The sequence below is a fragment of the Pseudomonas sp. RIT-PI-q genome, from assembly GCF_001297125.1.
Lineage (GTDB): Bacteria > Pseudomonadota > Gammaproteobacteria > Pseudomonadales > Pseudomonadaceae > Aquipseudomonas.
Genome location: NZ_LHPC01000012.1, coordinates 1 through 23,673, shown reverse-complemented (window position 1 = coordinate 23,673; position 23,673 = coordinate 1). Strand labels below are relative to the sequence as shown.

Genomic DNA, 23,673 nt, shown 5'->3' with positions numbered 1-23,673 from the left:
CACCCGTAGGAGCGGGCTCGCTTGCGATGGTCGTCAACGATGGCTATGGGCGCCTGACACCCCGCGGCGTTCTCCGGATTTTCGCGAGCAAGCCCGCTCCTACCAAGCCGAAATCAGGCAGGAAACCTCATGACCGACGCGTTCGAACTCCCCAGCAATCTGGTCCACGCCCTCCAGCGCCGCGCGGCCCTGACGCCGGACCGGGTGGCCTTGCGTTTTCTCGCCGAAACCCAGGATCAGGCTGTGGTGCTCAGTTATCGCGAACTCGATCAGCGGGCGCGAACCATTGCCGGCGCGTTGCAGGCCCAGGCTGCGTTGGGCGACCGCGCGGTGCTGCTGTTTCCCAGCGGTCCGGATTACGTCGCGGCGTTTTTTGGTTGCCTGTACGCCGGTGTAATTGCGGTGCCGGCCTATCCGCCGGAGTCGACCCGTCGTCATCATCAAGAGCGTTTGCTGTCGATCATCAGCGATGCCGAACCGCGCCTGCTGCTGACCAGCGCCGGCCTGCGCGATGCGTTGCTGCAAATCGAAGGCGCACCGCCGTTGCTGTGTGTCGATACCCTCGACAGTGCGTTTGCCGAACGCTGGATAGCGCCGGACCTGCACGACGATCACATCGCTTTCCTGCAATACACCTCCGGCTCGACCGCGTTGCCTAAAGGCGTGCAAGTCAGCCACGGCAACCTGGTGGCCAACGAACTGTTGATCCGCCACGGTTTTGGCATCGATCTGAACCCCGACGATGTGATCGTCAGCTGGCTGCCGCTGTACCACGACATGGGCCTGATTGGCGGTCTGTTGCAACCGATCTTCAGTGGCGTGCCGTGTGTACTGATGTCGCCTGCCTACTTCCTCGGCCGCCCGTTGCGCTGGCTGGAAGCGATCAGCGAGTACGGCGGCACCATCAGCGGCGGGCCGGATTTTGCCTATCGACTGTGCAGCGAGCGCGTCAGCGAGTCGGCGCTGGAGCGTCTCGACCTGAGCGGTTGGCGCGTGGCGTATTCCGGTTCCGAACCGATTCGCCTCGACACCCTGGAACGCTTCGCCGAGAAGTTCGCGAGCTGCGGATTCACGCCGGACAGTTTCATGGCGTCCTACGGTTTGGCCGAGGCCACGCTGTTCGTCGCTGGTAGTCCTCGTGGCCAAGGGATTGGTAACCTGCGCGTGGATGATCTGGCCCTGGCACAAAACCGCGCCGAGTCGGGCGAGGGCGCGGCGATCATGAGTTGCGGCATCAGTCAGCCGGATCACGCGGTGCTGATTGTCGATCCGATTGCGCTCAACGAGTTGGCTGACAACGAGGTTGGTGAGGTCTGGGCTGCCGGGCCGAGCATTGCCCACGGCTACTGGCGCAACCCGGAGGCCAGTGCCAAGACCTTCGTGCAACACAACGAAAAAACCTGGCTGCGCACCGGCGACCTGGGCTTTATGCGCGACGGCGAATTGTTCATCACCGGTCGCCTGAAAGACATGTTGATCGTTCGCGGTCACAACCTTTATCCGCAAGACATCGAACAGACCATCGAGCGCGAAGTGGAGGTGGTGCGTAAAGGTCGCGTCGCCTCGTTCGCCGTGAATATCGACGGCGAGGAAGGCATCGGCATCGCCGCGGAAATCAGCCGCAGCGTGCAGAAAATCCTCCCGCCCGAGGCGTTGATCAAAGCCATCCGCCAAGCCGTGGCCGAGGCGTATCAGCAAGCGCCAAGCGTCGTGGTGCTACTCAATCCGGGCGCATTGCCGAAACCCTCCAGCGGCAAATTGCAACGCTCGGCGTGCCGCAATCGTCTGGCGGACGGCAGCCTCGACAGCTACGCGCTGTTCCCGTCGAAGGTCAGCGAAAGTGAAGCAAGCACTGAATCAAGCTCTGAGCTGCAAACCTTGATCGGCCAGATCTGGTGCGCACAACTGAACCTCAAACAGGTCAGCGCCGACGATCACTTCTTCCGGCTCGGCGGCAACTCCATCGCCGCCACCCAAGTGGTGGCGCGTCTGCGCGAAGCACTCGGCCTGGAGCTCAATCTGCGCCTGCTGTTTGAAGCGCCGACCCTCGGCGCATTCGCTGCTGCCGTGGCCCAGCAACAACAGGATGGCGGCCTCGCCCAAGGCGCAATCACCGCGCTGTCGCGCGCCGAATCCATGCCGCAATCCCTGGCACAAAACCGTCTGTGGATCACCTGGCAACTCGACCCGCACAGCAGCGCCTACAACATTCCCGGCGCCTTGCGCCTGCGCGGTGAACTGGATGAAGACGCCTTGCGCGCCAGTTTTCAGCAGTTGATCGAGCGTCACGAATCCTTGCGCACGCGGTTCTTCGAGCGAGACGGCGTGGCGCTGCAACAGGTCGATGCCGCCGGTGAATTCAATCTGCAATTGATCGACATTAGCGACCTGCCCGTCGCCGAGCGTGAAGCGCGCGCGCTGCAAATCCGTGAAGACGAAGCGCGGACTCAATTCGACCTGGAGAATGGCCCGCTGCTGTGGGTGACGTTGGTGCGCCTCGATGACGAGGACCATCAACTGCTGGTGACGCTGCACCACATCATCGCTGACGGCTGGTCGCTGAACGTGTTGATCGACGAGTTTTCACGCCTGTACGCTGCCGCGTCCCAAGGACAAACAGCGACGCTTGCACCGTTACCCACGCAGTACGCCGACTACGGCAGCTGGCAGCGTCAATGGCTGGCGCAAGGGGAGGGCGAGCGGCAACTGGCTTACTGGAAAGCGCAGTTGGGCGATGAGCATCCGACCCTGAGTCTGGCCACCGATCACCCGCGCTCGGCGCAATCCATACACACAGCCGCCCGCCATTCCATAAAACTCGGCGCGACCCTGAGCGATGCCATTCGTAGGACTGCCCAGGCCCATGAATCCACCGCGTTCATGCTGCTGCTCGCCGCGTTCCAGAGCCTGCTGCACCGCTACAGCGGCCAGCGCGACATCCGCATCGGCGTGCCGAACGCCAACCGTCCGCGCCTGGAAACCCAAGGGCTGATCGGCTTCTTCATCAACACCCAGGTGCTGCGCGCCGACGTCGATTCACGGCAGCCATTCACGGCGTTGCTGGCGCAAACCCGGCAGACTGCATTGGGTGCACAAGCGCATCAGGATCTGCCGTTCGAGCAACTGCTTGAAGCCTTCCCGCAAGCTCGCGAACAAGGCTTGTTCCAGGTCATGTTCAACCATCAGCAACGCGACCTCAGCGCTTTGCGGCGCTTGCCGGGGCTGCTGGCTGAAGAGCTGCCGTGGCACAGCCGCGAAGCCAAGTTCGACTTGCAATTGCACAGTGAAGAAGACCGCAACGGTCGCCTGAGCCTGTCCTTCGACTACGCCAGCGAGTTGTTTGATGCCGCGACCATCGAGCGTCTGGCGGAGCATTTCAGCAACCTGCTGCGCGCCGTTTGCGCGCCACCCACAACCGCCATTGGCGACCTGCAACTGCTGACGCCGAGTGAGCTCGATCAGCAATCAAACTGGAGCGCCACACCGTGCACGCCTGCCAGCCAATGGCTGCCGGAATTGCTCAATGAACAAGCGCGCCTCACCCCGGAGCGCATCGCGCTGATGTGGGACGGTGGCCACCTGGACTTCGCCGAGCTGCACACCCAGGCCAACCGCCGGGCCCATTACCTGCGCGACAAAGGCGTTGGCCCGGACGTCTGCGTGGCCATCGCCGCCGAGCGTTCGCCGCAATTGCTGATCGGCGTGCTGGCAATCATCAAGGCCGGTGGCGCCTACGTGCCGCTGGACCCGGATTACCCGGCCGAGCGCCTGGCCTACATGCTCAGCGACAGCGGCGTCGAATTGCTGCTGACCCAAACCCAATTGCTCGAGCGCTTGCCCGCCACCGACGGCGTCAGTGTGATCGCCATGGACGCCCTGCATCTGGAGAGCTGGCCGAGCCACACGCCGGGTCTGCACTTGCACGGCGACAACCTCGCCTACGTGATTTACACCTCCGGTTCCACCGGCCAGCCGAAGGGCGTCGGCAACACTCACGCGGCACTCGCCGAGCGCTTGCAATGGATGCAGAACACCTACCGCCTGAACGACACCGACGTGCTGATGCAAAAGGCGCCGATCAGTTTCGACGTGTCGGTGTGGGAGTGCTTCTGGCCGCTGATCACCGGTAGCCGTTTGCTGATCGCCGGCCCCGGTGAACATCGCGATCCGCATCGCATCGCGCAGCTGGTTCAACAGTATGGCGTGACCACGCTGCACTTCGTGCCGCCGCTGCTGGCGTTGTTCATCGACGAACCGCTGAGCGCCGAATGCACCAGCCTGCGCCGTGTGTTCTCCGGTGGCGAAGCCTTGCCTGCCGAGCTGCGCAATCGCGTGCTGGAACACCTGCCGGCGGTGCAACTGCACAACCGCTATGGCCCGACCGAAACCGCGATCAACGTCACTCATTGGCATTGCTCTGTCGCTGATGGCGAGCGCTCGCCGATTGGTCGGCCATTGGGCAACGTCGTCTGCCGCGTGCTCGACAGTGATCTCAATCCCGTGCCGGCCGGCGTGCCGGGTGAACTGTGCATCAGCGGCATCGGTCTGGCCCGAGGCTACCTCGGTCGTCCATCGCTGACTGCCGAACGTTTTGTCGTCGATCCGCTGGGCGAGCAGGGCGCGCGTCTGTACCGCACTGGCGACCGTGCGCGCTGGACCGCCGAGGGCGTGATTGAATACCTTGGCCGTCTCGATCAGCAGGTCAAACTGCGCGGCTTTCGTGTCGAACCGGAAGAAATCGAGGCGCGTTTGCTGGCGCAGGATGGCGTCGCCCAAACCGTGGTGCTGGTGCGCGAGACCTCGGCCGGTGGCCAGTTGATCGGCTACTACACCGCCTCTGAAACCGGCGAAAGCGAAGACGCGCAAACCGCCCGCCTGAAAACCGCGCTGGCGGCCGAGCTGCCGGAATACATGGTCCCGGCGCAACTGATGCGCCTCGACCAAATGCCCTTGAGCCCGAGCGGCAAACTCGATCGCCGCGCCTTGCCGGAGCCTCAATGGCAGGCCCGCGAACACGTCGAACCGGTCAGCGCACTGGAGCAGCAAATCGCCGGCATCTGGCGCGAAGTCCTGGGTCTTGCGCAGATCGGTCTGCGCGACGATTTCTTCGCCCTCGGCGGTCACTCGCTGTTGGCCACCCAGATCATTTCCCGCACCCGCCAGGCTTGCGACGTCGAGTTGCCGCTGCGCGCGCTGTTCGAGAACAGTGAGCTGGGCGCCTTCGCCGAACAGGTTCGGCTGATCCAGGTCAGCGGCAACACCAATAAGCAGCCGCCGATCGCGAAGGTCGACCGCAGCCAACCGGTGCCGTTGTCCTATTCGCAACAGCGCATGTGGTTCCTCTGGCAGATGGAACCGGACAGCCCGGCCTACAACGTCGGCGGCATGGCGCGGCTGCGCGGGGTGCTGGATGTCGGGCGTTTCGAAGCGGCGTTGCAAGCGCTGATCATGCGCCACGAAACCCTGCGTACGACTTTCCCGAGCATCGATGGCGTGGCCCGGCAACAAGGGCATGCGGACACCGGGATGCGTATGGACTGGAAGGATTTATCGGCGCTGGACGCCGCCAGCCGCGAATGGCAGGTGCAGCAACTGGCCGACGATGAAGCGCACACGCCGTTCGATCTGGAAACCGGACCGCTGCTGCGCGCGTGCATGGTCAAGACCGCCGAGCAGGAACACTACCTGGTGCTGACCCTGCACCACATCGTCACCGAAGGCTGGGCGATGGACATCTTCGCCCGTGAGCTGAGCGCGCTCTACGAGGCGTTCGTCGATGACCGTGAATCGCCGCTGGCGCCGTTGCCGGTGCAGTATCTGGATTACAGCGTCTGGCAGCGGCAGTGGCTGGAGTCCGGCGAGCGTCAGCGCCAACTCGACTACTGGACCGCGCAACTGGGCCGCGAACATCCGCTGCTGGAATTGCCGGGGGACCGTCCGCGTCCGCCCGTGCAAAGTCATCAGGGCGAACTGTTCCGTTTCGACCTCAGCGACGACCTCGCCGCGCGGGTCCGTGCCTTTAACGCACAACACGGTCTGACCCTGTTCATGACCATGACCGCCGCGCTGGCCGTGTTGCTTTACCGCTACAGCGGCCAGGCCGACCTGCGCATCGGCGCACCCGTCGCCAACCGGATCCGCCCGGAAAGCGAAGGGCTGATCGGTGCGTTCCTCAACACCCAAGTGTTGCGTTGCCAGCTCGACGGGCAGATGTCCGTGGGGCAATGGTTCGAGCAGGTTCGCCACACGGTGATCGAAGGCCAGTCCCATCAGGACCTGCCGTTCGATCATCTGGTGGAAGCCTTGCAGCCACCGCGCAGCGCCGCGTACAACCCGCTGTTCCAGGTGATGTGCAACGTGCAGCGCTGGGAATTCCAGCAGAGCCGCACCCTGGCCGGCATGACGGTCGAGTACCTGGCCAACGATGCCCGGGCGACCAAGTTCGACCTCAACCTGGAAGTCACCGACCTCGACCATCGCCTGGGTTGCTGCCTGACCTACAGCACCGATCTGTTCGATGAACCGCGCATTGCGCGCATGGCCGGGCATTGGCGCAACCTGCTGGAAGCGCTGCTGGCCGACCCGCAACAGCGCCTCAGTGAACTGCCGTTGCTGCAAACGAGCGAGCAGCAAAACCTGCTCGACAGCCTTGGCACTGAACAGGGCGAGCATCGACTGGATCAGTGCATCCACCGCCTGTTCAGCGAACAGGCGCTGGTGCGCAAGGATGCACCGGCATTGACCTTCGCCGGGCAGACCCTGAGTTACGCCGAACTCGACAGCCGTGCCAATCGCCTCGCGTGGATGCTCCGCGAGCGTGGTGTCGGCCCGCAGGTTCGCGTCGGCCTGGCGTTGGAGCGCTCGCTGGAGATGGTCGTCGGCCTGCTGGCGATCCTCAAGGCCGGCGGCGCCTACGTGCCGCTGGACCCGGAATACCCGCTGGATCGCCTGCATTACATGATCGAAGACAGCGGCATCGGTTTGCTGCTCAGCGATGCGGCGATGTTCAAGGCACTGGGTGAATTGCCTTCGACCGTGGCCCGCTGGTGCCTGGAAGAAGACGCCGCCGAACTGGCCAACTACCCGGCCACCGAGCTGCCATTTATCAGCCTGCCGCAGCATCAGGCGTACCTGATTTACACCTCGGGCTCCACCGGCAAACCGAAAGGCGTGGTGGTCTCCCACGGTGAAATCGCCATGCATTGCCAAGCGGTGATCGAACGTTTTGGCATGCGCCCGGATGATTGCGAGCTGCATTTCTATTCGATCAACTTCGACGCCGCCACCGAGCGTCTGCTGGTGCCATTGCTGTGCGGCGCGCAAGTGGTTCTGCGTGCGCAAGGCCAATGGGATGCGGAAGAAATCTGCGGCCTGATTCGCCGGCAGAACATCAACATCCTCGGCTTCACCCCAAGCTATGGCAGTCAATTGGCGCAATGGCTGGCCACGCAGAACGAAACCCTGCCGGTGCGCATGATCATCACCGGCGGTGAAGCCCTGACGGGTGAACACCTGCAACGGATTCGCGCGGCGGTCAAGCCGAGCCTGGTCTTCAACGCCTATGGCCCGACCGAAACCGTGGTCCTGCCGCTGGCCAGTCTCGCCCCGGAGCAATTGGAAGAAGGCCTGGGCAGCGTGCCAATCGGCAGCGTGATCGGCGCTCGTGTGGCTTCCATTCTTGATGGCGATCTGGCGATGGTGCCACAAGGCGCGACCGGCGAGTTGTACATCGGTGGCGCCGGTCTGGCGCAGGGTTATCACCAGCGTCCGGGCATGACCGCCGAGCGTTTTGTGGCTGATCCGTTCGCCGCCGATGGCGGGCGGATCTACCGCACCGGCGACCTGGTGCGCCAGCGTGCCGACGGTCTGGTGGAATACCTCGGCCGTATCGACCATCAAGTGAAGATTCGCGGTTTCCGTATCGAACTGGGCGAGATCGAAACCCGCCTGCTGGAACACCAATCTGTGCGTGAAGCCGTGGTGCTGGCGCTCGACGCACCGAGCGGCAAACAATTGGTTGGCTATCTGGTCACCGACGTCGCCGAACAGGACGAAACGCAACAAGCGGCACTGCGCGAAGCCCTGAAAAATCACCTCAAATCGCAATTGCCGGACTACATGGTGCCGACGCACCTGATCCTGCTGGCCAGCATGCCACTGACCGCCAACGGCAAACTCGACCGCCGCGCGTTGCCGGCACCGGACCCGGAGCTGAATCGTCAGCACTACGTGGCGCCGAGCAACGAACTTGAACTGACCCTGGCCGGCATTTGGTGCGACGTGCTGAACGTCGAACAGGTCGGCCTCAACGACAATTTCTTCGAACTGGGTGGCGACTCGATCCTGTCGATCCAGGTGGTCAGCCGTGCACGGCAGCAAGGCATCCACTTCAGCCCGCGTGACCTGTTCCAGCACCAGACCGTGCAGACCCTCGCCGCCGTGGCGACCCGCACCGAGCAGGTCACCGCCGAGCAAGGTTTGCTCACGGGCGAATCGCGCCTGACGCCGATCCAGCACTGGTTCTTCGACACCGATATCCCGCAGCGCCAACACTGGAACCAGGCGTTGCTGCTGGAACCGACCGTGACGTTGGAGCCCCATCGTCTGGAGGCGGCGCTGCTGGCCGTGATCCAGCAGCACGATGCCTTGCGCCTGCGTTTCACTGACGCCGCCGGGCAATGGCAGGCCGAGCATCAGGCGGTGTCCGATGCCGCGGTGCTCTGGCAAGTGCGCGTTCCCTCCATCGATAAATGCGCGGCGCTGTTCGCCGATGCCCAGCGCAGCCTCGACCTTGAACAGGGCCCGCTCATGCGCGCACTGTTGGTCGATGCGCCGAGGGATCAGCAACGGCTGTTCATCGCCATTCACCACTTGGTGGTGGACGGGGTTTCGTGGCGCGTGCTGCTGGACGATCTGCAAACCGCCTATCGCCAATTGACCGCGCAACAGACGGTCAACCTGCCAGCCAAAACCAGCGCCTTCAAGGACTGGGCCGCGCGCTTGCAGGCGTATGCCGGCAGCGAATCCCTGCGCGAAGAACTGGGCTGGTGGCAGGCGCAACTGGCCGGTCCAGGCATTGAATTGCCGTGCGAACGCCCCGAGGGCGGCCGGCAGAATCGCCATGCACAAACCGTCAGCGTACGCCTCGACAGCGAGCGCACCCGTCAATTGCTGCAACAGGCGCCGAGTGCTTATCGCACCCAGGTTAACGATCTGCTGCTGACTGCATTGGCCCGCGTGCTGTGCCGCTGGAGCGGTGACGAATCGGCGCTGATTCAGCTGGAAGGCCACGGCCGCGAAACGCTGTTCGACGAGATCGACCTGACCCGCACTGTCGGCTGGTTCACCAGCGCTTATCCGTTGCGGTTGACGCCAGCGGACGGGCAGGGCGCGTCGATCAAGTCGATCAAGGAACAACTGCGCGCCGTGCCGCACAAAGGCTTGGGTTATGGCGTGCTGCGTTACCTGGCCGATGAGGTGTGCCGGCAGTCCATGGCCGCGCTGCCGGTGGCGCCGATCACCTTCAACTACCTCGGCCAGTTCGACCAGAGCTTCGGCAGTGACGCGTTGTTCCGTCCGCTGGATGAGCCGGTCGGTGCCGCACACGATCCAAAAGCGCCGCTGCCTAACGAGCTGAGCGTCGACAGTCAGGTTTACGGCGGTGAACTGGTGCTGCGCTGGACCTTCAGCGCCGAACGCTACGACCCGCAAACTATCGCCGAACTGGCAGACGCCTACCTCGGCGAATTGCAGGGCCTGATCGAGCATTGCCTGAACGACGATGCGGGCGGCCTGACGCCGTCGGACTTCCCGCTGGCGAAACTGACGCAGCCGCAACTCGACGCGTTGCCGGTGCCAGCCGCGCTCATCGAAGACGTCTACCCGCTGACCCCGATGCAGGAAGGCATGCTGCTGCACACCTTGCTGGAACCGGGCACCGGCCTCTACTACATGCAGGATCGCTACCGCATCAACAGCGAACTCGATCCGCAGCGTTTCGCCCAGGCTTGGCAAGCGGTGATCGCCCGCCATGAAGCCTTGCGCGCATCGTTCTGCTGGAACGTCGGCGAAGACATGCTGCAAGTGATCCACAAGCCGGGCAGCACACCGATCGACTACCTCGACTGGACCGCCATCGCTGAGGCCGAACAGGAGCCGAAGTTGCAGGCGCTGCTGAAAAACGAGCGCGAGGCCGGTTTCGATTTGCTCAACCAGGCACCGTTTCACCTGCGCCTGATCAAGGTCGGCGAAGCGCGCTACTGGTTCATGATGAGCAACCACCACATCCTCATCGATGCCTGGTGCCGTTCGCTGCTGATGAACGATTTCTTTGACATCTACACTGCGCTGGGCGAAGGCCGCGAAGCGCAACTGGTCGTGCCGCCACGTTATCGCGACTACATCGGCTGGCTGCAACGCCAGAGCCTGGACGAGGCGCGGCAGTGGTGGAAAACCAACCTGCAAGGCTTCGAACGGACCACACCGATTCCGAGCGACCGGCCGTTCCTGCGTGAACACGCCGGTGACAGCGGCGGCATGATCGTCGGAGACCGCTACACCCGACTCGATGCCCGTGACGGCGCACAACTACGGGAACTGGCCCAGGCCCATCAACTGACCATCAACACCTTCGCCCAAGCGGCGTGGGCCCTGGTCTTGCGGCGCTTGAGCGGTGATCGCGACGTGCTGTTCGGCGTCACCGTGGCCGGGCGTCCGGTGGACATGCCGGAGATGCAGCGCACGGTCGGCCTGTTCATCAACAGCATCGCGCTGCGAGTGAAAATGCCCGAAGACGATCAGCGTTGCAGCGTTCGTCAGTGGCTCAGCGGCTTGCTCGACAGCAACATGCAACTGCGCGAGTACGAGTACCTGCCGCTGGTGAGCATTCAGGAAAACAGTGAACTGCCCAAGGGCCAACCGCTGTTCGACAGCCTGTTCGTGTTCGAAAACGCCCCGGTGGAAGTCTCGGTGCTGGACCGTGCGCAAAGCCTTAATGCGACTTCGGATTCGGGCCGCACCCACACCAACTTCCCGCTGACGGCGGTCTGCTATCCGGGCGATGACCTGGGTCTGCACCTGTCCTACGACCAACGTTACTTTGATGAATCGACGATCGAACGCATGCTCGGCGAGTTCAAGCGGTTGCTGCTGGCGCTGGTGGAAGGCTTCCACGGCGACATGGCCGATCTGCCGCTGCTGGGCGCCGAGGAGCAGGATTTCCTGATCCATGGCTGCAACCAGAGCGAACACGACTACCCATTGGAAAAAAGCTACGTCGAGTTGTTCGAAGCGCAAGTCGCGCAGCATCCGCAGCGGATTGCCGCCAGTTGCCTCGCCCGGCTGCACAGCTACGTCGAGCTGAACCAGCGCAGCAACCGTCTCGGTCATGCGTTGATCGTGGCCGGTGTCGGGCTCGATCAACCGGTGGCGTTGCTGGCCGAACGTAACCTCGATTTGCTCGGCATGATCATCGGCAGCTTCAAGGCGGGGGCCGGGTACCTGCCGCTGGATCCCGGCCTGCCGACCCAGCGCCCGAGCCGGGTCATCGCCCTCAGCCGCACGCCGTTACTGGTTTGCACCGAAGCGTGCCGTGAGCAGGCCGTCGCGTTGCTGGATGAATTCGGTTGTGCCTATCGACCTAAGCTGTTGGTCTGGGAAGACGTGCAAGCGAGCAATGTGTCGGTGCAAAACCCGGGGATCTACAGCGCCCCGGATAACCTGGCCTACGTGATCTACACCTCGGGCTCAACCGGGTTGCCGAAGGGCGTGATGGTCGAGCAACGCGGCATGCTCAATAACCAGTTGAGCAAGGTGCCGTACCTGGACCTGAGCGCCACGGATGTGATCGCCCAGACCGCCTCGCAAAGTTTCGACATTTCGGTCTGGCAGTTCCTCGCGGCACCGTTGTTTGGCGCTCGGGTGGATATCGTGCCGAATACCATTGCTCATGATCCACAGGGTTTGCTGAGTCATGTTTCGTCCCAAGGTATCACCGTGCTGGAAAGCGTGCCGTCGTTGATCCAGGGCATGCTCGCCCAGGAACGTATGAGCCTCGATGGCTTGCGCTGGATGCTGCCGACGGGGGAAGCGATGCCGCCGGAACTGGCGCACCAATGGCTATTGCGCTACCCGGAGATCGGGCTGGTGAATGCCTACGGCCCGGCGGAATGCTCGGACGACGTGGCGTTCTTTCGCGTCGACATGGCCTCGACGCGCGCCAGTTATTTGCCGATCGGTACGCCGACCGACAACAACCGTTTGTACCTGCTCGATGGCGCGCTGGAGTTGGTGCCGTTGGGTGCGGTGGGCGAATTGTGCGTCGCCGGCACCGGGGTGGGGCGCGGTTATGTGAGTGATCCGTTGCGCACCGCTCAGGTGTTTGTGCCGAACCCGTTCGGTGCGCCGGGGGATCGGCTGTATCGCACCGGTGACCTGGCTCGTCGTCGCAGTGACGGCGTGATGGAGTACGTTGGCCGCATCGACCATCAAGTTAAAATTCGCGGCTACCGCATCGAACTGGGGGAAATCGAAGCGCGTCTGCACGAACAACCGGAAGTCCGCGAAGCGGCGGTCGGCGTGCAGGACGGCGTGAACGGCAAACACCTGGTGGGTTATCTGGTGGCGGCCAACTCGGCGCTCAATTCGGGTGAACGACTGGAGCGCATCAAGCAACGCCTGCGTGCCGAATTGCCGGAATACATGGTGCCGCTGCACTGGCTGTGGCTCGACAAGATGCCGCTGAACGCCAACGGCAAACTCGATCGCAAGGCCTTGCCGGCTCTGGAGATCGGCCAGTTGCAGAGCCAGGACTATCAAGCGCCGCGCAATCAACTGCAGCAGACCCTGGCGGATATTTGGGCCGAAGTGCTGAAGGTTGAGAAGGTCGGCATCCGCGACAATTTCTTTGAACTGGGCGGTCATTCGTTGTTGGCCACGCAGATTGCTTCGCGAGTGCAGAAAACCCTGCAACGGGATGTGCCGCTGCGGGCAATGTTCGAATGCAGCACGGTGGAGGAGCTGGCCGAGTACATCGACGGGTTGGCGGCGAGTGACATCACCGAGGAGAAGGTGGATCGGTTGAATGACCTGATGGCGGAGTTGGAGGGGCTTTGATTCTTTAGCGTCTGTATTGGCCCCTTCGCGGGCAAGCCTCGCTCCTACAGAATCGCGCATTACCCTGTAGGAGCGAGGCTTGCCCGCGAAGGCGTCGGCACAGTCTGTACAATTCTCGCGTTGACTGCGCAACACTGCCGCATCAGTCTTGCGGCTCCATTTTTGACGCGGAGACAGTCAATGCCCTTCGTAACTCTGGACGGACAAGCCCTTCACTACATCGATCAAGGCACTGGCCCGGCGGTGCTGCTGGCCGGCAGCTACCTGTGGGACCAAACCATGTGGGCGCCGCAGATTGCCGCACTGTCGCAACACTATCGGGTGATCGCCCTGGACCTCTGGGGCCACGGCGAATCCGGGCCGCTGCCGGACGGTACGACGTCGCTGGATGACATCGCGCGCCAGGCGCTGGCATTGCTCGATCATCTGGATATCGACCGGGTCACGTTCGCTGGTCTTTCAGTCGGCGGCATGTGGGGCGTGCGTCTGGCGCTGTCGGCACCTCAGCGGCTCAACGGGCTGGTGCTGATGGACACCTATGTCGGTGTCGAGCCGGAACCGACTCGCCAATACTATTTCTCGTTGTTCAAACAGATCGAAGACACTGGTGTGATCTCGCCGCAGTTGCTGGATATCGTGGTGCCGATTTTCTTCCGCCCGGGCATCGATCCGCAGTCGGCGTTGTATCAGGATTTCCGCTCGAAACTGGCCGCGCTGCCGCCGCAACGCCTGCGCGAAAGCATCGTGCCGATGGGGCGGATTACGTTTGGTCGGGATGATGTGTTGCCGCGTCTGGGCGAGTTGGATGCAGCGAACACACTGGTGATGTGCGGTGATCAGGACAAGCCACGGCCACCGAGTGAAGCCCGGGAGATGGCCGGGTTGATTGGTTGCGCCTCTGTGTTGGTGCCGGAAGCAGGGCATATTTCCAATCTGGAAAACCCGGAGTTTGTCACTGAGGCGTTGCTGAAGTTTTTGGCTGAGAGAAATTAGTTGATCTTGCTGACGTCATCGCGGGCAAGCCCGCTCCCACAGTGATTTATGGTAGGCACAAATCAGGTGTTCACCACCGCTCTTTGTGGGAGCGGGCTTGCCCGCGATGGCGTCAGTGTTATCACCGTAAATCCAACGGCCAAACTACTTACTTCGGCCCGAGAATTTTCAGCAACTTGTCCGGCGATGGCGCGCCTTGCTGTTGTTGCAGCTCACCCTTGTCGTCCATGTAGAAAATCGCCGGGGTAGCGGACAACTCCAGGTCTTCCATCAACTGCATGTTGGCCGCGAGTTTCGCCTGAATCGCCGGTGGCACGTCTTTCAATGCCTTGAGTTTACTGTCCTTGCCAGACTTCTCATGGTCTTCCAGCGCTTTTTGCGGATCCTTCGCCGCCAGCAACGCGGCAGATTTGCCCGGGCTGTCTTCGCGGATAATGCCGACCATGATGTGCCGCAACTGCACCTTGCCGGCCTTCACCCATGGCCGCGCCTGTTCCCAGAACATGTTGCAGTAAGGGCAGTTGGGATCGCTGAACAAATAGACGACGCGCGGTGCGTCTTTGTTGCCGTCACCGATCCAGTTGCTCGCCTCCATCTTGCCCCAGACTTCCTTGGCCATCGGCGCATACACCAGCTTCTGCAACGGCGCGCTGCTCAGGTCGTTACCTTCGGCGTCATACAGATTGCCCAGCAATACATGCTTGCCATCAGGTGTCAGGTACAGCGCCATGCCACGGTTCTGGTATTGCGCCGCATAACCGCGCAAACCATCGGGCGCATCGAACTGACCGACGATTTTCGCGCCCTTGGCCTCGATCTTCTTGATCGCCTCGGGCAGCTCTTCAGCCTGCACCGATGGCAGGTGCAGCAGGGCGGCGCCCAGGGTCAGCGTCAGCAGGTGGCGGAGGCGGGGCATGGCAGTTTCCTTGAAGAGGTGGCCGGTACGGCAGGATTCGGGGTCTCGAAGTTTTCCAGGGCGCGGGCCAGGCTGGCTTCCGACAGCTCACCCAGATGGCTGCCCAACAAGCGACCTTCGGGGCTATAGAACAGCGTAGTCGGCAACGCCATGGAGCCGACGGCCTGGCCCAATCGGCCGCCGCCATCGAACAACACATTGGACAGGCTCAGGCCCTGGGTTTCCAGGAAGGTGCTGACGCTTTGCATGCTTTCGGCCTGGTTGACGAACAGGAACGTCAGGTCCGGACGGTGTTGCTGGGCGTTTTCCAGCACCGGCATTTCCCGTCGGCACGGCGGGCACCAGGTCGCCCAAAGATTGATCACCAGCGGGCCGCCTTTGTAGTCAGCCAGTTGCACGGTTTCACCGGCGGCATTGCGCAGGGCAATGTCCGGCAGGCGCGTGCCTTGTTCGTAAATTGCCAGGGAGAACGTCGCCAGCAACCAGAACGCCAGGCCGCAGCTTACGCCAAAACCCAAGGGCCGACGCAGGCCCGGACGACGCCAGCCTCGATACACGGCGGCAAGCAACAGTGCGATCACCCCCGGCCAGGCGAGGAAACCGCCGTCGCGCAGGTCGATGATCTGCCAGGCATCATTGCGATAGTGCGTCCAGTACACGGCAACAAAACCGATTCGCGCCGCGAGCATGCCGATCAGGAACAGGCTGAACAGCACCGACTCGGGATTTTCCCCACCGCGCTTGGCCACCCGCCAGCCGACGAAGGTCGCCAGTGCCAATGCACTGATCAGCAGCAGGTGGTTAAGCGCGATGGCAAACGTGCCGAGGGTAAAGGTCAGCATTAACGGGCGTCTCGGGTGGTGGTCCAGCGTTGCAGGAAAGTGTCGGCATCGACCTCGCCGGTGATGCGCTGGCTGCGACGCTCGCTGCCGTCGGCACCGATCCACAGCAGGCTCGGCGGCCCCGGCACTTTGTAACGGCCGAGCAGCTCGCGGCTGGCGGCATTGTCGGCGGTGACGTCCAGCCGGAGCAAGCGCACATCGCTCAAGGCTGCAAGCACTTGGGGTTTGCCGAACACCTGCTTTTCCATGACCTTGCACGACACGCACCAGTCGGCGTAGTAGTCCAGCAGCACCCATTGGCCCTGCGCCTGTGCGGCATCGAGTTCCCGTTGCAGCGCGCCTGCGTCCTTGATCGTGGTGAAGGCGTCATGGCCCGTTGGCACGGCGGCGCTGGCCGAGTTGGAGGCGCGAAACACCTGCAACGGCTTGAACAGGTCGTCACTGCCACCCGCTGCACCGATCAGCGCCAGGCTGCCCCACAGTCCAAGCAACAACGAGCTGGCGCCGAACAGGTGGGCGATGCGACCGAAACCTTCCGACTGCTTCCAGGCGCTGTAGGCGGCGATCAACAACAACGCGCCACACAAGCCGACCCACAGGGATTCATCCAGCACCGGGCGCAACATCAGCAATGCAGTGGCGAGGAACAGGAAACCGAAGATGCCCTTGAGCAGGTTCATCCACGCGCCGGGTTTGGGCAGGAAGCGATTGCCGACGGTCACCAGCAACAGCAATGGCACACCGATGCCGATACCCATGGCAAACAGGATCAATCCGCCATGCAACGCATTACCGCTTTGCGCGATGTAGAGCAGGGCGCCCGCCAGCGGCGCGGTCATGCACGGGCCGACCAGCAGACCGGACAAGGCCCCCAATGCACCGGCGCCGATCAGGCTGCCGCCGCGCTGATTACGCGAAACGTTCTCCAGTCGATCTCGTACGGCCACTGGCAATTGCAGCTCAAAGAAGCCGAACATCGGCAACGCCAGCAACACGAAAATTGCCGCGAAACTGCCGAGCAGCCAAGGGTTCTGCAACAGCGCCTGCAGGTTCGCACCGAGCAACGCGGCCAGAACACCCATCGCCGCATACACCAGCGCCATGCTCACCACATAACTGCTGGCCAAGGCGAAACCGCGCTTGGGCTTGGCGCCACTGCCGACGATCAAACCGGCCAGGATCGGCAGCATCGGCAATGAGCAAGGCGTGAACGCCAGCAACAGGCCGAGGCCAAAGAACACCAGCAAGCTCCAGCCCAACGCCCGTTGTTGCAGGCCACTGGCCAAGGCCTGGTCCGGCGCTTCGGTGGCCACGTTAACCGCTGCGCTGTCGCCCAGGTCCACCACCTGGGTTTGCGGCGGATAACACAAACCGGCATCGGCACAGCCCTGGAAACCCACCTTGATCTGGCCACTGGCACCGGCAGGAATCTTCAGCTCCAGGCCCTGGCGATAGACCTGCTGTTCACCGAAAAACTCGTCGCTGTGGGACTCACCCTCCGGCAACACCGGTTTGTGCTGCTCAGGCAAGCCATCGAATTTCAGGCGTTTCTGGTACAGGTAATAACCGTCGGCAATCTGCCAGAACAGCTGGGTTTCACCGGACTCAAGGCGTTCGGAGGTGAAAATGAAGGCTTTGCCGACCGGAAGAAAGTCGGGCTTGGCCTCAAACGGATTGGTTCCCGCCTGGGCCAGACCCGAGATCAAGAGAACAAAAAGTACCAACAGTCGACGCATGGATAAGCCTTGGCTCTGTGCAAGTGAGCTGCACAATGAGCGGCGGCGATTAACCGATGATTAACCGCCGCTCGCCTGCCGTGGTCTGGCCAGGCTCAGTCGCGAAGCAGACCCGACCAGGTATGTTCATCGACCTTCTTGGGGCCATGCACGAGTTCGCCATCAGGAATGGTATAGGTCATGAACTCATTATTGGTCAGGAAGATATGGAAAAGACTTTGCTCCAGCGTTCGGTCATTTTGTACGCCGGTGAGAATCCGATTCTGGTACAGCTCCAAGCCAGGCCAGCTGTGTTCATCGATGGACTGAAGGAGCACATCCGTCTTATAAATATCAAACCAGAAAGACTGTCCGTCGTTCATAAGGAATCGAAAGGGTGACGGTTTTCCTATCCAGTTTGCACCGCCGGTTTCCCACCATGTGCCCGCCACAATGTTGTCAAAGTACGGAAGAATAGGGCGCCAATGAGTATCTGCCACAGGTTTACGGCGAGTTACCTTGTCATCATCTTGATCGTACCAGCAGCACATGGGTGTTTCGCCCTCGTAATAGAAAAGCAGAAGATAATCCCGGTCAAACGCTTCCTGCCCATCGAACTTGTAAAGATTGGTGGTCGAGAATCCGAATCTCAGGTTTTTGATGTCTGAGTGAAAACTGTCCCAATTGCCTGAGTTGACTGATGCGGGGTAGCCGTCAGGAACGCTGTGATCTCCAATATCGAATCGCGTGTAGGTTTCGGTATCTTTGAAAAAGAAGTAATAACGATCTTTCCCGGATCGCCAATCAACGGCGATCATGTTTTTTAATGTACGCATATTCTGATTCCTTTCAGTTTTATTGATGTTATTTAGCGGTGCGTTTAAGTCCATTTGCAGTCTGTCGATAGTGCTCCGCTAGTTGCATGATGTTATGCGTTTGTTAAAGGTCTGTTCAGTGAGATTTGTTTCGTTATTTAAAGGGCCAGGTTAAATGTTAGTTGTTTCAGGCTTGTTCAGATGGCAAGTAATAGCTAATACAACGGTTCTGGGCAGTCCTGGCGCTTCTCCTCATTCACATGGCTTGTCATAATTGCGCCTTAATCCTCACCTGTTTGACTCATGTTTTTGCTCACGGAGCTCCCATGCACGTACTGGTTTGCGAAGACGATGAGCTGATCGCCAGCGGCATCGTCGCCGGGCTCACCGCCCAAGGCCTGACCGTGGAGCATGTCGCCACCGCTTCGGCTGCCCGGGCGATGCTCAAGGTGGCCGAGTTCGACGTGATGGTGCTCGACCTCGGTCTGCCGGATGAAGACGGTCTCAAGCTGCTTCAGCAGTTGCGCCACAACGGCCTGGAGTTGCCGGTGCTGATTCTCACGGCGCGGGATTCGGTCACCGACCGCGTCGACGGTCTGCAAGCCGGTGCCGACGACTACCTGCTCAAACCTTTCGATCTGCGTGAACTCGCCGCGCGCCTGCACACGTTGCTGCGGCGCGTGGCGGGGCGCAGCGTCAACCTGATCGAGCACGGCGCCCTGACGTACGACCCGAGCAGTCGCGAAACCCTGCTCGCCGGCCAGCCGGTCGACCTGTCGCGCCGTGAACAGTCGCTGTTGCAAGCCTTGCTGCATAACCGTGGCCGGGTGCTGTCCACCGAGCAATTGAAAGACAGTGTCTACGGTTTCAACGACGAACTGGAAAGCAACGCCCTCAACGTTCATATCCATCACCTGCGGCGTAAACTGGGCAACGGCATCGTCGAGACTGTGCGCGGCCTGGGCTATCGCCTGGGGCCGGCGGATGGCGGAGATCAATCGAAGTGATGAGCCTGCGTTTGCGCTTGAGCCTGACACTCGGCGCCGCTTTTGCGCTGATCTGGGCCTTGGCGGCGGCCTGGATGCTCAGCGATTTGCGCAATCAAATGATGTTTTCCCTCGATCAGCGGCTGGTGGCGTCGGCGCGCATGGTCGCCGGGCTGATGGAGCAATTGCCGGCCTTGCCGAGCAAAGGCGAGGGCACCCATTTCAGCGCTGAACAGTTGAACATCCCGGGTGGCATGGCGTGTCAGGTCAGCTCGTTGCGCGGCGAAATTCTCGCCCGCAGTCACACCGACCCGCAACAAACCCTGGAAGCCGAGAAAATGGGCTTTCACGACCAAATGATCGACGGCGCACCGTGGCGCAGTTTCACCCTCGCCCGTGGCGATTTGCGGATCACCACGGCTGATCGGCAGATCGAGCGTGAAGCCCTGAACATGTCGATTCTGCTGGCCGCTTCAGTGCCGGTGGGCGTGGCGTTGCTTGGTTGCCTGTGCCTGCTGTGGCTGGGGATCGGCCAGGGGCTGGCGCCGCTCAACCGCATGCGTGACGCCTTGATGCGGCGTAGCGCCGACTCCCTTGAACCGTTGCAGATCCAGCCGCTGCCCAGTGAGCTGCAACCGTTGCTCGACACGCAGAATCAGTTGTTCCAGCGCATCGGCAAGACCATCGAACGCGAGCGTCGCCTGACCGGTGATGCGGCGCATGAACTGCGCAGCCCGCTGACGGCGATCAAGACTCACCTGCAAGTGGCGCGCATGACCGACGGCGCGGCGCGGGATCAATCCCTGGCCCGGGCCGAAGAGGGCGCCGACCGTTTGCACCGCACGCTTGAACAATTGCTGCTGCTGGCGCGGGTCGAAGGCAGTCTGTCGTTCGATGACGGCGTTCAATGCAGCGCCGAGCAAGTGGCGAAACTGGCGATCCAGGATGCGGCCAGTGATGACCGCCAACGGATCAAATTTAAAATGCCGCCAAAGCTTTCTCACGCGCCAGTGCAAATGCCCGCGGTGCTGTCGATTGCCGCGCTGCGCAACTTGCTCGACAACGCGCTACGGCATACGCCGGGCGATGGCGCCGTGGAGCTGAGCCTGGAAACCACCGGCAATCGCGTGCAGTTTGTGGTTCGCGATCATGGGCCGGGCATTGCCGAAGAGGACTTGCAACACCTGACCCAACGCTTCTGGCGCAATGGCCAGAGCACCGGCTGCGGCCTCGGCCTGGCGATTGTCCAGGCCATCGTCCAGCGCTGCGGCTGCACCCTGCGTTTTGACAGCCGGCCGGATGGGTTGCGGGTTGAGCTGACAATGCCGTTGCAACAGCTCTGATAAGCACCCTCCACCTGTAGGAGCTGGCTTGCCAGCGAAGGACCCATAGGCACCGCGTTTATCCTGTTTTAAACGCGTCATCGTTGACGACCTTCGCTGGCAAGCCAGCTCCTACAAGGGATTGGGGTTGCACACCAAATGTAACGTCTCTTCATTAGGCCATCGGCCAACACAGCGCTATCGTCCCTCGCAGCTTTGACTCAATGGATTGAGGTGACAGCGCCATGGATGCATCGATTCACATCAGCCCCGCAGCCCCTGCCGACGCCGGCATTATCAGCCGGATTGTCGAGCGTTCCATCCGGGTCGGTTGCGCGCTCGACCACCGCAACGATGCGAAAATCGTCGCGGCCTGGACCCACAACAAAACCGCCGAACACATCAGCGCCTGGCTGACCGACCAGCGGTTGTACTTGAACATCGCCCTGTTGCAGGACAAACCGGTCGGCGTCGCCATGGCCGCGATCAGCGGCAAAGTGGCGTTCTGTTACGTGCAGCCGGAATGGTTTCGCCGGGGCGCCGGGCAAGCGCTGGTACGTGACCTCGAGGGCTGGCTGCTCAAGCAGGGTTTGCACCACGCGCGACTCAACAGCACCCGAACCAGCGAGGCGTTTTACCGCCATCTGGGATACCAGTCATGCGCCCAAACGTTCATGGTCGCGGGGCTCCACGCGATCCCCATGCACAAAGGGCTGGGGCCACCTTCATAGAAAGCTGATCGCAGGTCTAAATCCGCAGGGCCCCGGTGCGTTTCCAGAACAGGAAAACCTTATTGAGGGGTCGAGAGATGTCAGTCGCTACCAGCCTTATGGAAGATCAGTCGGCCCGGCTTGCCCCGACGCCAGCCGAGACGCTTTATCAGTTCAACGAATCGCCATTGCTGGCCCGTCAGAACCAGCAGGAATCGAATGCCCGCAGCTACCCGCGACGCATTCCCCTGGCTCTCAAACGCGCCAAGGGCATTTATGTCGAAGACGTCGAAGGCCGAAGTTTCATCGACTGTCTGGCCGGCGCCGGAACCCTGGCCCTGGGGCACAATCACCCGGTGGTGATCGACGCGATCCAGCAAGTGCTGGCTGATGAACTGCCACTGCATACGCTCGACCTGACCACGCCGGTCAAGGATCAATTCGTTCAGGACCTGTTCGGTCTGCTGCCGCCGGCGCTGGCGGCTGAAGCCAAGATCCAGTTCTGCGGCCCTACCGGCACTGACGCGGTGGAAGCTGCGTTGAAGCTGGTGCGCACCGCCACCGGACGCAGCACCGTGTTGTCGTTCCAGGGCGGTTATCACGGCATGAGCCAGGGCGCGTTAAGTTTGATGGGCAGCCTGGGGCCGAAAAAGCCGTTGGGCGCCTTGCTTAGCAGCGGCGTGCAGTTCATGCCGTACCCCTACGATTACCGTTGCCCGTTTGGTCTCGGTGGTGCGCAGGGTGTGCAGGTCAATCTGAATTACCTGGAAAACCTGCTCAATGACCCCGAGGCCGGTGTGCAACTGCCGGCAGCGGTGATCGTCGAAGTGGTGCAGGGTGAAGGCGGGGTGATCCCGGCCGATCTCGACTGGTTGCGCGGCTTGCGACGCATCACCGAGAAGGCTGGGGTGGCGCTGATCGTCGATGAAATCCAGAGCGGTTTTGCCCGCACCGGCAAGATGTTTGCCTTCGAGCACGCCGGGATCATTCCGGATGTGGTGGTGATGTCCAAAGCCATCGGCGGCAGCCTGCCGTTGGCCGTGGTGGTCTATCGCGACTGGCTCGACACCTGGCTACCGGGAGCGCATGCCGGGACTTTTCGTGGCAATCAAATGGCAATGGCTGCAGGCTCTGCGGTGATGCGTTACCTGACTGAGCACAAGGTCTGCGAACACGCCAGCGCCATGGGCGAACGCTTGAGCGAACACTTGCACATCCTGCAGCGAGACTTCCCGCAACTGGGTGACATTCGCGGGCGTGGCTTGATGCTTGGCGTTGAGTTGGTCGATCCGACGGGGCCGCTGGATGTGCAGGGGCATCCACCGATCTTTGGGCGCCTGGCGCCGCTGGTGCAACGCGAGTGCCTCAAGCGCGGCTTGATCCTGGAACTCGGCGGACGTCACGGTGGCGTGGTGCGTTTCCTGCCGCCGCTGGTGATCACGGCCGCCGAAATCGATCGGGTGGCGGCGATTTTCGGCAGGGCCATGGCCGCTGCTACCGCCAGCCTCTAAATTTTTTGGCACCCCGAACGTTCCTTCTACATACCGGCTGCGCACGCAGCGCAGCCCACCCTACAGCGATGGAGAAATACCATGACGTCAGTATTCGACCGCGAGGACATCCTCTTTCAGGTCGTGGTCAACCACGAAGAGCAATACTCGATCTGGCCCGACTACAAGGCCGTGCCTGAAGGCTGGCGCACCGTGGGCAAGAGCGGGCTGAAAAAGGAATGCCTGGCTTACATCGAAGAAACCTGGACGGATATGCGTCCGTTGAGCCTGCGGCAGAAGATGGAAGAGCAGGCGGCAGTGGCGCACTGATCGACCGCGCATTAAAAAGCCCGCTGACCGGTGATGGTCAGCGGGCTTTTTCAGTTTTTTTGTGTGCGACGTGGAGCCTGTGGGAGTGGGCTTGCCCGCGATGGCTGTGTGTTGGGCGACTTATTTTTTGAGGGTGTACATATCCGTTTCTGCGGTAACGGCTGATTATGGTTTCGCTCTTACAGCGACTCCCTTTTGCAGACGCCCAAAAGGAAGCAAAACGCTTTGCCCCTCCATTCGGTGCCTCGCTTAGGCGCGGCATGCCGTAACGAAGGCATTGCTCCGGGGGCCCGCCGCCATCGGCCATCCATGGCCCAGAGTGTGCAAAAACGTGGAAACAAACCCTTGCTATGATTTCCCAGAATTTATCGCAAGGGTCGCCCATGAAACGCTTCATCCAAGGTGAACATCGAGGTCAAAGCACCTTGCTCCCCGAGAGCC

The 23,673-nt window shown here is 61.8% G+C and carries 11 protein-coding genes; 7 read left to right on the top strand and 4 right to left on the bottom strand.

The window, feature by feature from the left end; all coding sequences use genetic code 11:
- The first annotated feature begins 129 nt into the window (after window positions 1-129).
- Both AEQ67_RS02690 and AEQ67_RS02685 read left to right on the top strand, forming a co-directional pair.
- The gene (locus AEQ67_RS02690) at window positions 130-13,113 is read left to right on the top strand and encodes a non-ribosomal peptide synthetase (protein ID WP_059402348.1); all 12,984 of its coding nucleotides are present in this window, start codon (window positions 130-132) and stop codon (window positions 13,111-13,113) included.
- A gap of 180 nt (window positions 13,114-13,293) precedes the next feature.
- On the top strand, window positions 13,294-14,106 hold the full coding sequence (locus tag AEQ67_RS02685) for an alpha/beta fold hydrolase (RefSeq protein WP_059402347.1): 813 nt from the start codon (window positions 13,294-13,296) through the stop codon (window positions 14,104-14,106).
- A 148-nt stretch (window positions 14,107-14,254) separates the two neighbouring features.
- Here AEQ67_RS02685 and dsbG read toward each other — a convergent pair whose 3' ends face one another.
- The 4 genes from dsbG to AEQ67_RS02665 all read right to left on the bottom strand — a co-directional run bounded on the left by dsbG (window position 14,255) and on the right by AEQ67_RS02665 (window position 18,415).
- On the bottom strand, window positions 14,255-15,022 hold the full coding sequence (dsbG, locus tag AEQ67_RS02680) for a thiol:disulfide interchange protein DsbG (RefSeq protein WP_059402346.1): 768 nt from the start codon (window positions 15,020-15,022) through the stop codon (window positions 14,255-14,257).
- Window positions 14,998-15,864, bottom strand: coding sequence for a TlpA disulfide reductase family protein (locus AEQ67_RS02675; RefSeq protein ID WP_059402345.1), 867 nt, complete (start codon window positions 15,862-15,864; stop codon window positions 14,998-15,000). The genes dsbG and AEQ67_RS02675 overlap by 25 nt, the downstream gene beginning before the upstream one ends.
- Window positions 15,864-17,600, bottom strand: coding sequence for a protein-disulfide reductase DsbD (dsbD, locus tag AEQ67_RS02670; RefSeq protein WP_059402344.1), 1,737 nt, complete (start codon window positions 17,598-17,600; stop codon window positions 15,864-15,866). Before dsbD ends, AEQ67_RS02675 begins: the two co-directional genes overlap by 1 nt.
- Window positions 17,601-17,695: 95 nt before the next feature.
- Entirely contained in the window at window positions 17,696-18,415 is a 720-nt protein-coding gene (locus tag AEQ67_RS02665) for a hypothetical protein (RefSeq protein WP_059402343.1), read from the bottom strand.
- A 305-nt stretch (window positions 18,416-18,720) separates the two neighbouring features.
- Between AEQ67_RS02665 and AEQ67_RS02660 the strand changes: the two genes are divergently transcribed.
- The 5 genes from AEQ67_RS02660 to AEQ67_RS02640 all read left to right on the top strand — a co-directional run bounded on the left by AEQ67_RS02660 (window position 18,721) and on the right by AEQ67_RS02640 (window position 23,232).
- A complete protein-coding gene (locus AEQ67_RS02660; protein WP_059402342.1) occupies window positions 18,721-19,401 on the top strand; it encodes a response regulator in 681 nt (226 codons plus the stop codon).
- Window positions 19,398-20,723 carry an ATP-binding protein gene (locus tag AEQ67_RS02655; protein WP_059402341.1) on the top strand — a complete coding sequence of 442 codons (1,326 nt, stop codon included), beginning with the start codon at window positions 19,398-19,400 and terminating at the stop codon, window positions 20,721-20,723. The genes AEQ67_RS02660 and AEQ67_RS02655 overlap by 4 nt, the downstream gene beginning before the upstream one ends.
- Before the next feature lie 224 nt (window positions 20,724-20,947).
- Window positions 20,948-21,433: a GNAT family N-acetyltransferase gene (locus tag AEQ67_RS02650; protein ID WP_059402340.1), complete on the top strand. Its 486-nt coding sequence runs from the start codon at window positions 20,948-20,950 to the stop codon at window positions 21,431-21,433.
- Between the two features lie 77 nt (window positions 21,434-21,510).
- Window positions 21,511-22,923, top strand: coding sequence for an aspartate aminotransferase family protein (locus AEQ67_RS02645; RefSeq protein ID WP_059402339.1), 1,413 nt, complete (start codon window positions 21,511-21,513; stop codon window positions 22,921-22,923).
- Between the two features lie 81 nt (window positions 22,924-23,004).
- Window positions 23,005-23,232: an MbtH family protein gene (locus tag AEQ67_RS02640; RefSeq protein ID WP_059402338.1), complete on the top strand. Its 228-nt coding sequence runs from the start codon at window positions 23,005-23,007 to the stop codon at window positions 23,230-23,232.
- Window positions 23,233-23,673 lie beyond the last annotated feature (441 nt).

Bases quoted from the DNA above. Each gene is read 5' to 3' on its own strand.
- AEQ67_RS02640 (WP_059402338.1), top strand. From the start codon at position 23,005: ATGACGTCAGTATTCGACCGCGAGGACATCCTCTTTCAGGTCGTGGTC.
- AEQ67_RS02675 (WP_059402345.1), bottom strand. From the start codon at position 15,864: ATGCTGACCTTTACCCTCGGCACGTTTGCCATCGCGCTTAACCACCTG.
- AEQ67_RS02690 (WP_059402348.1), top strand. From the start codon at position 130: ATGACCGACGCGTTCGAACTCCCCAGCAATCTGGTCCACGCCCTCCAG.
- dsbG (WP_059402346.1), bottom strand. From the start codon at position 15,022: ATGCCCCGCCTCCGCCACCTGCTGACGCTGACCCTGGGCGCCGCCCTG.
- AEQ67_RS02660 (WP_059402342.1), top strand. From the start codon at position 18,721: ATGCACGTACTGGTTTGCGAAGACGATGAGCTGATCGCCAGCGGCATC.
- AEQ67_RS02665 (WP_059402343.1), bottom strand. From the start codon at position 18,415: ATGCGTACATTAAAAAACATGATCGCCGTTGATTGGCGATCCGGGAAA.
- AEQ67_RS02650 (WP_059402340.1), top strand. From the start codon at position 20,948: ATGGATGCATCGATTCACATCAGCCCCGCAGCCCCTGCCGACGCCGGC.
- AEQ67_RS02645 (WP_059402339.1), top strand. From the start codon at position 21,511: ATGTCAGTCGCTACCAGCCTTATGGAAGATCAGTCGGCCCGGCTTGCC.
- dsbD (WP_059402344.1), bottom strand. From the start codon at position 17,600: ATGCGTCGACTGTTGGTACTTTTTGTTCTCTTGATCTCGGGTCTGGCC.
- AEQ67_RS02685 (WP_059402347.1), top strand. From the start codon at position 13,294: ATGCCCTTCGTAACTCTGGACGGACAAGCCCTTCACTACATCGATCAA.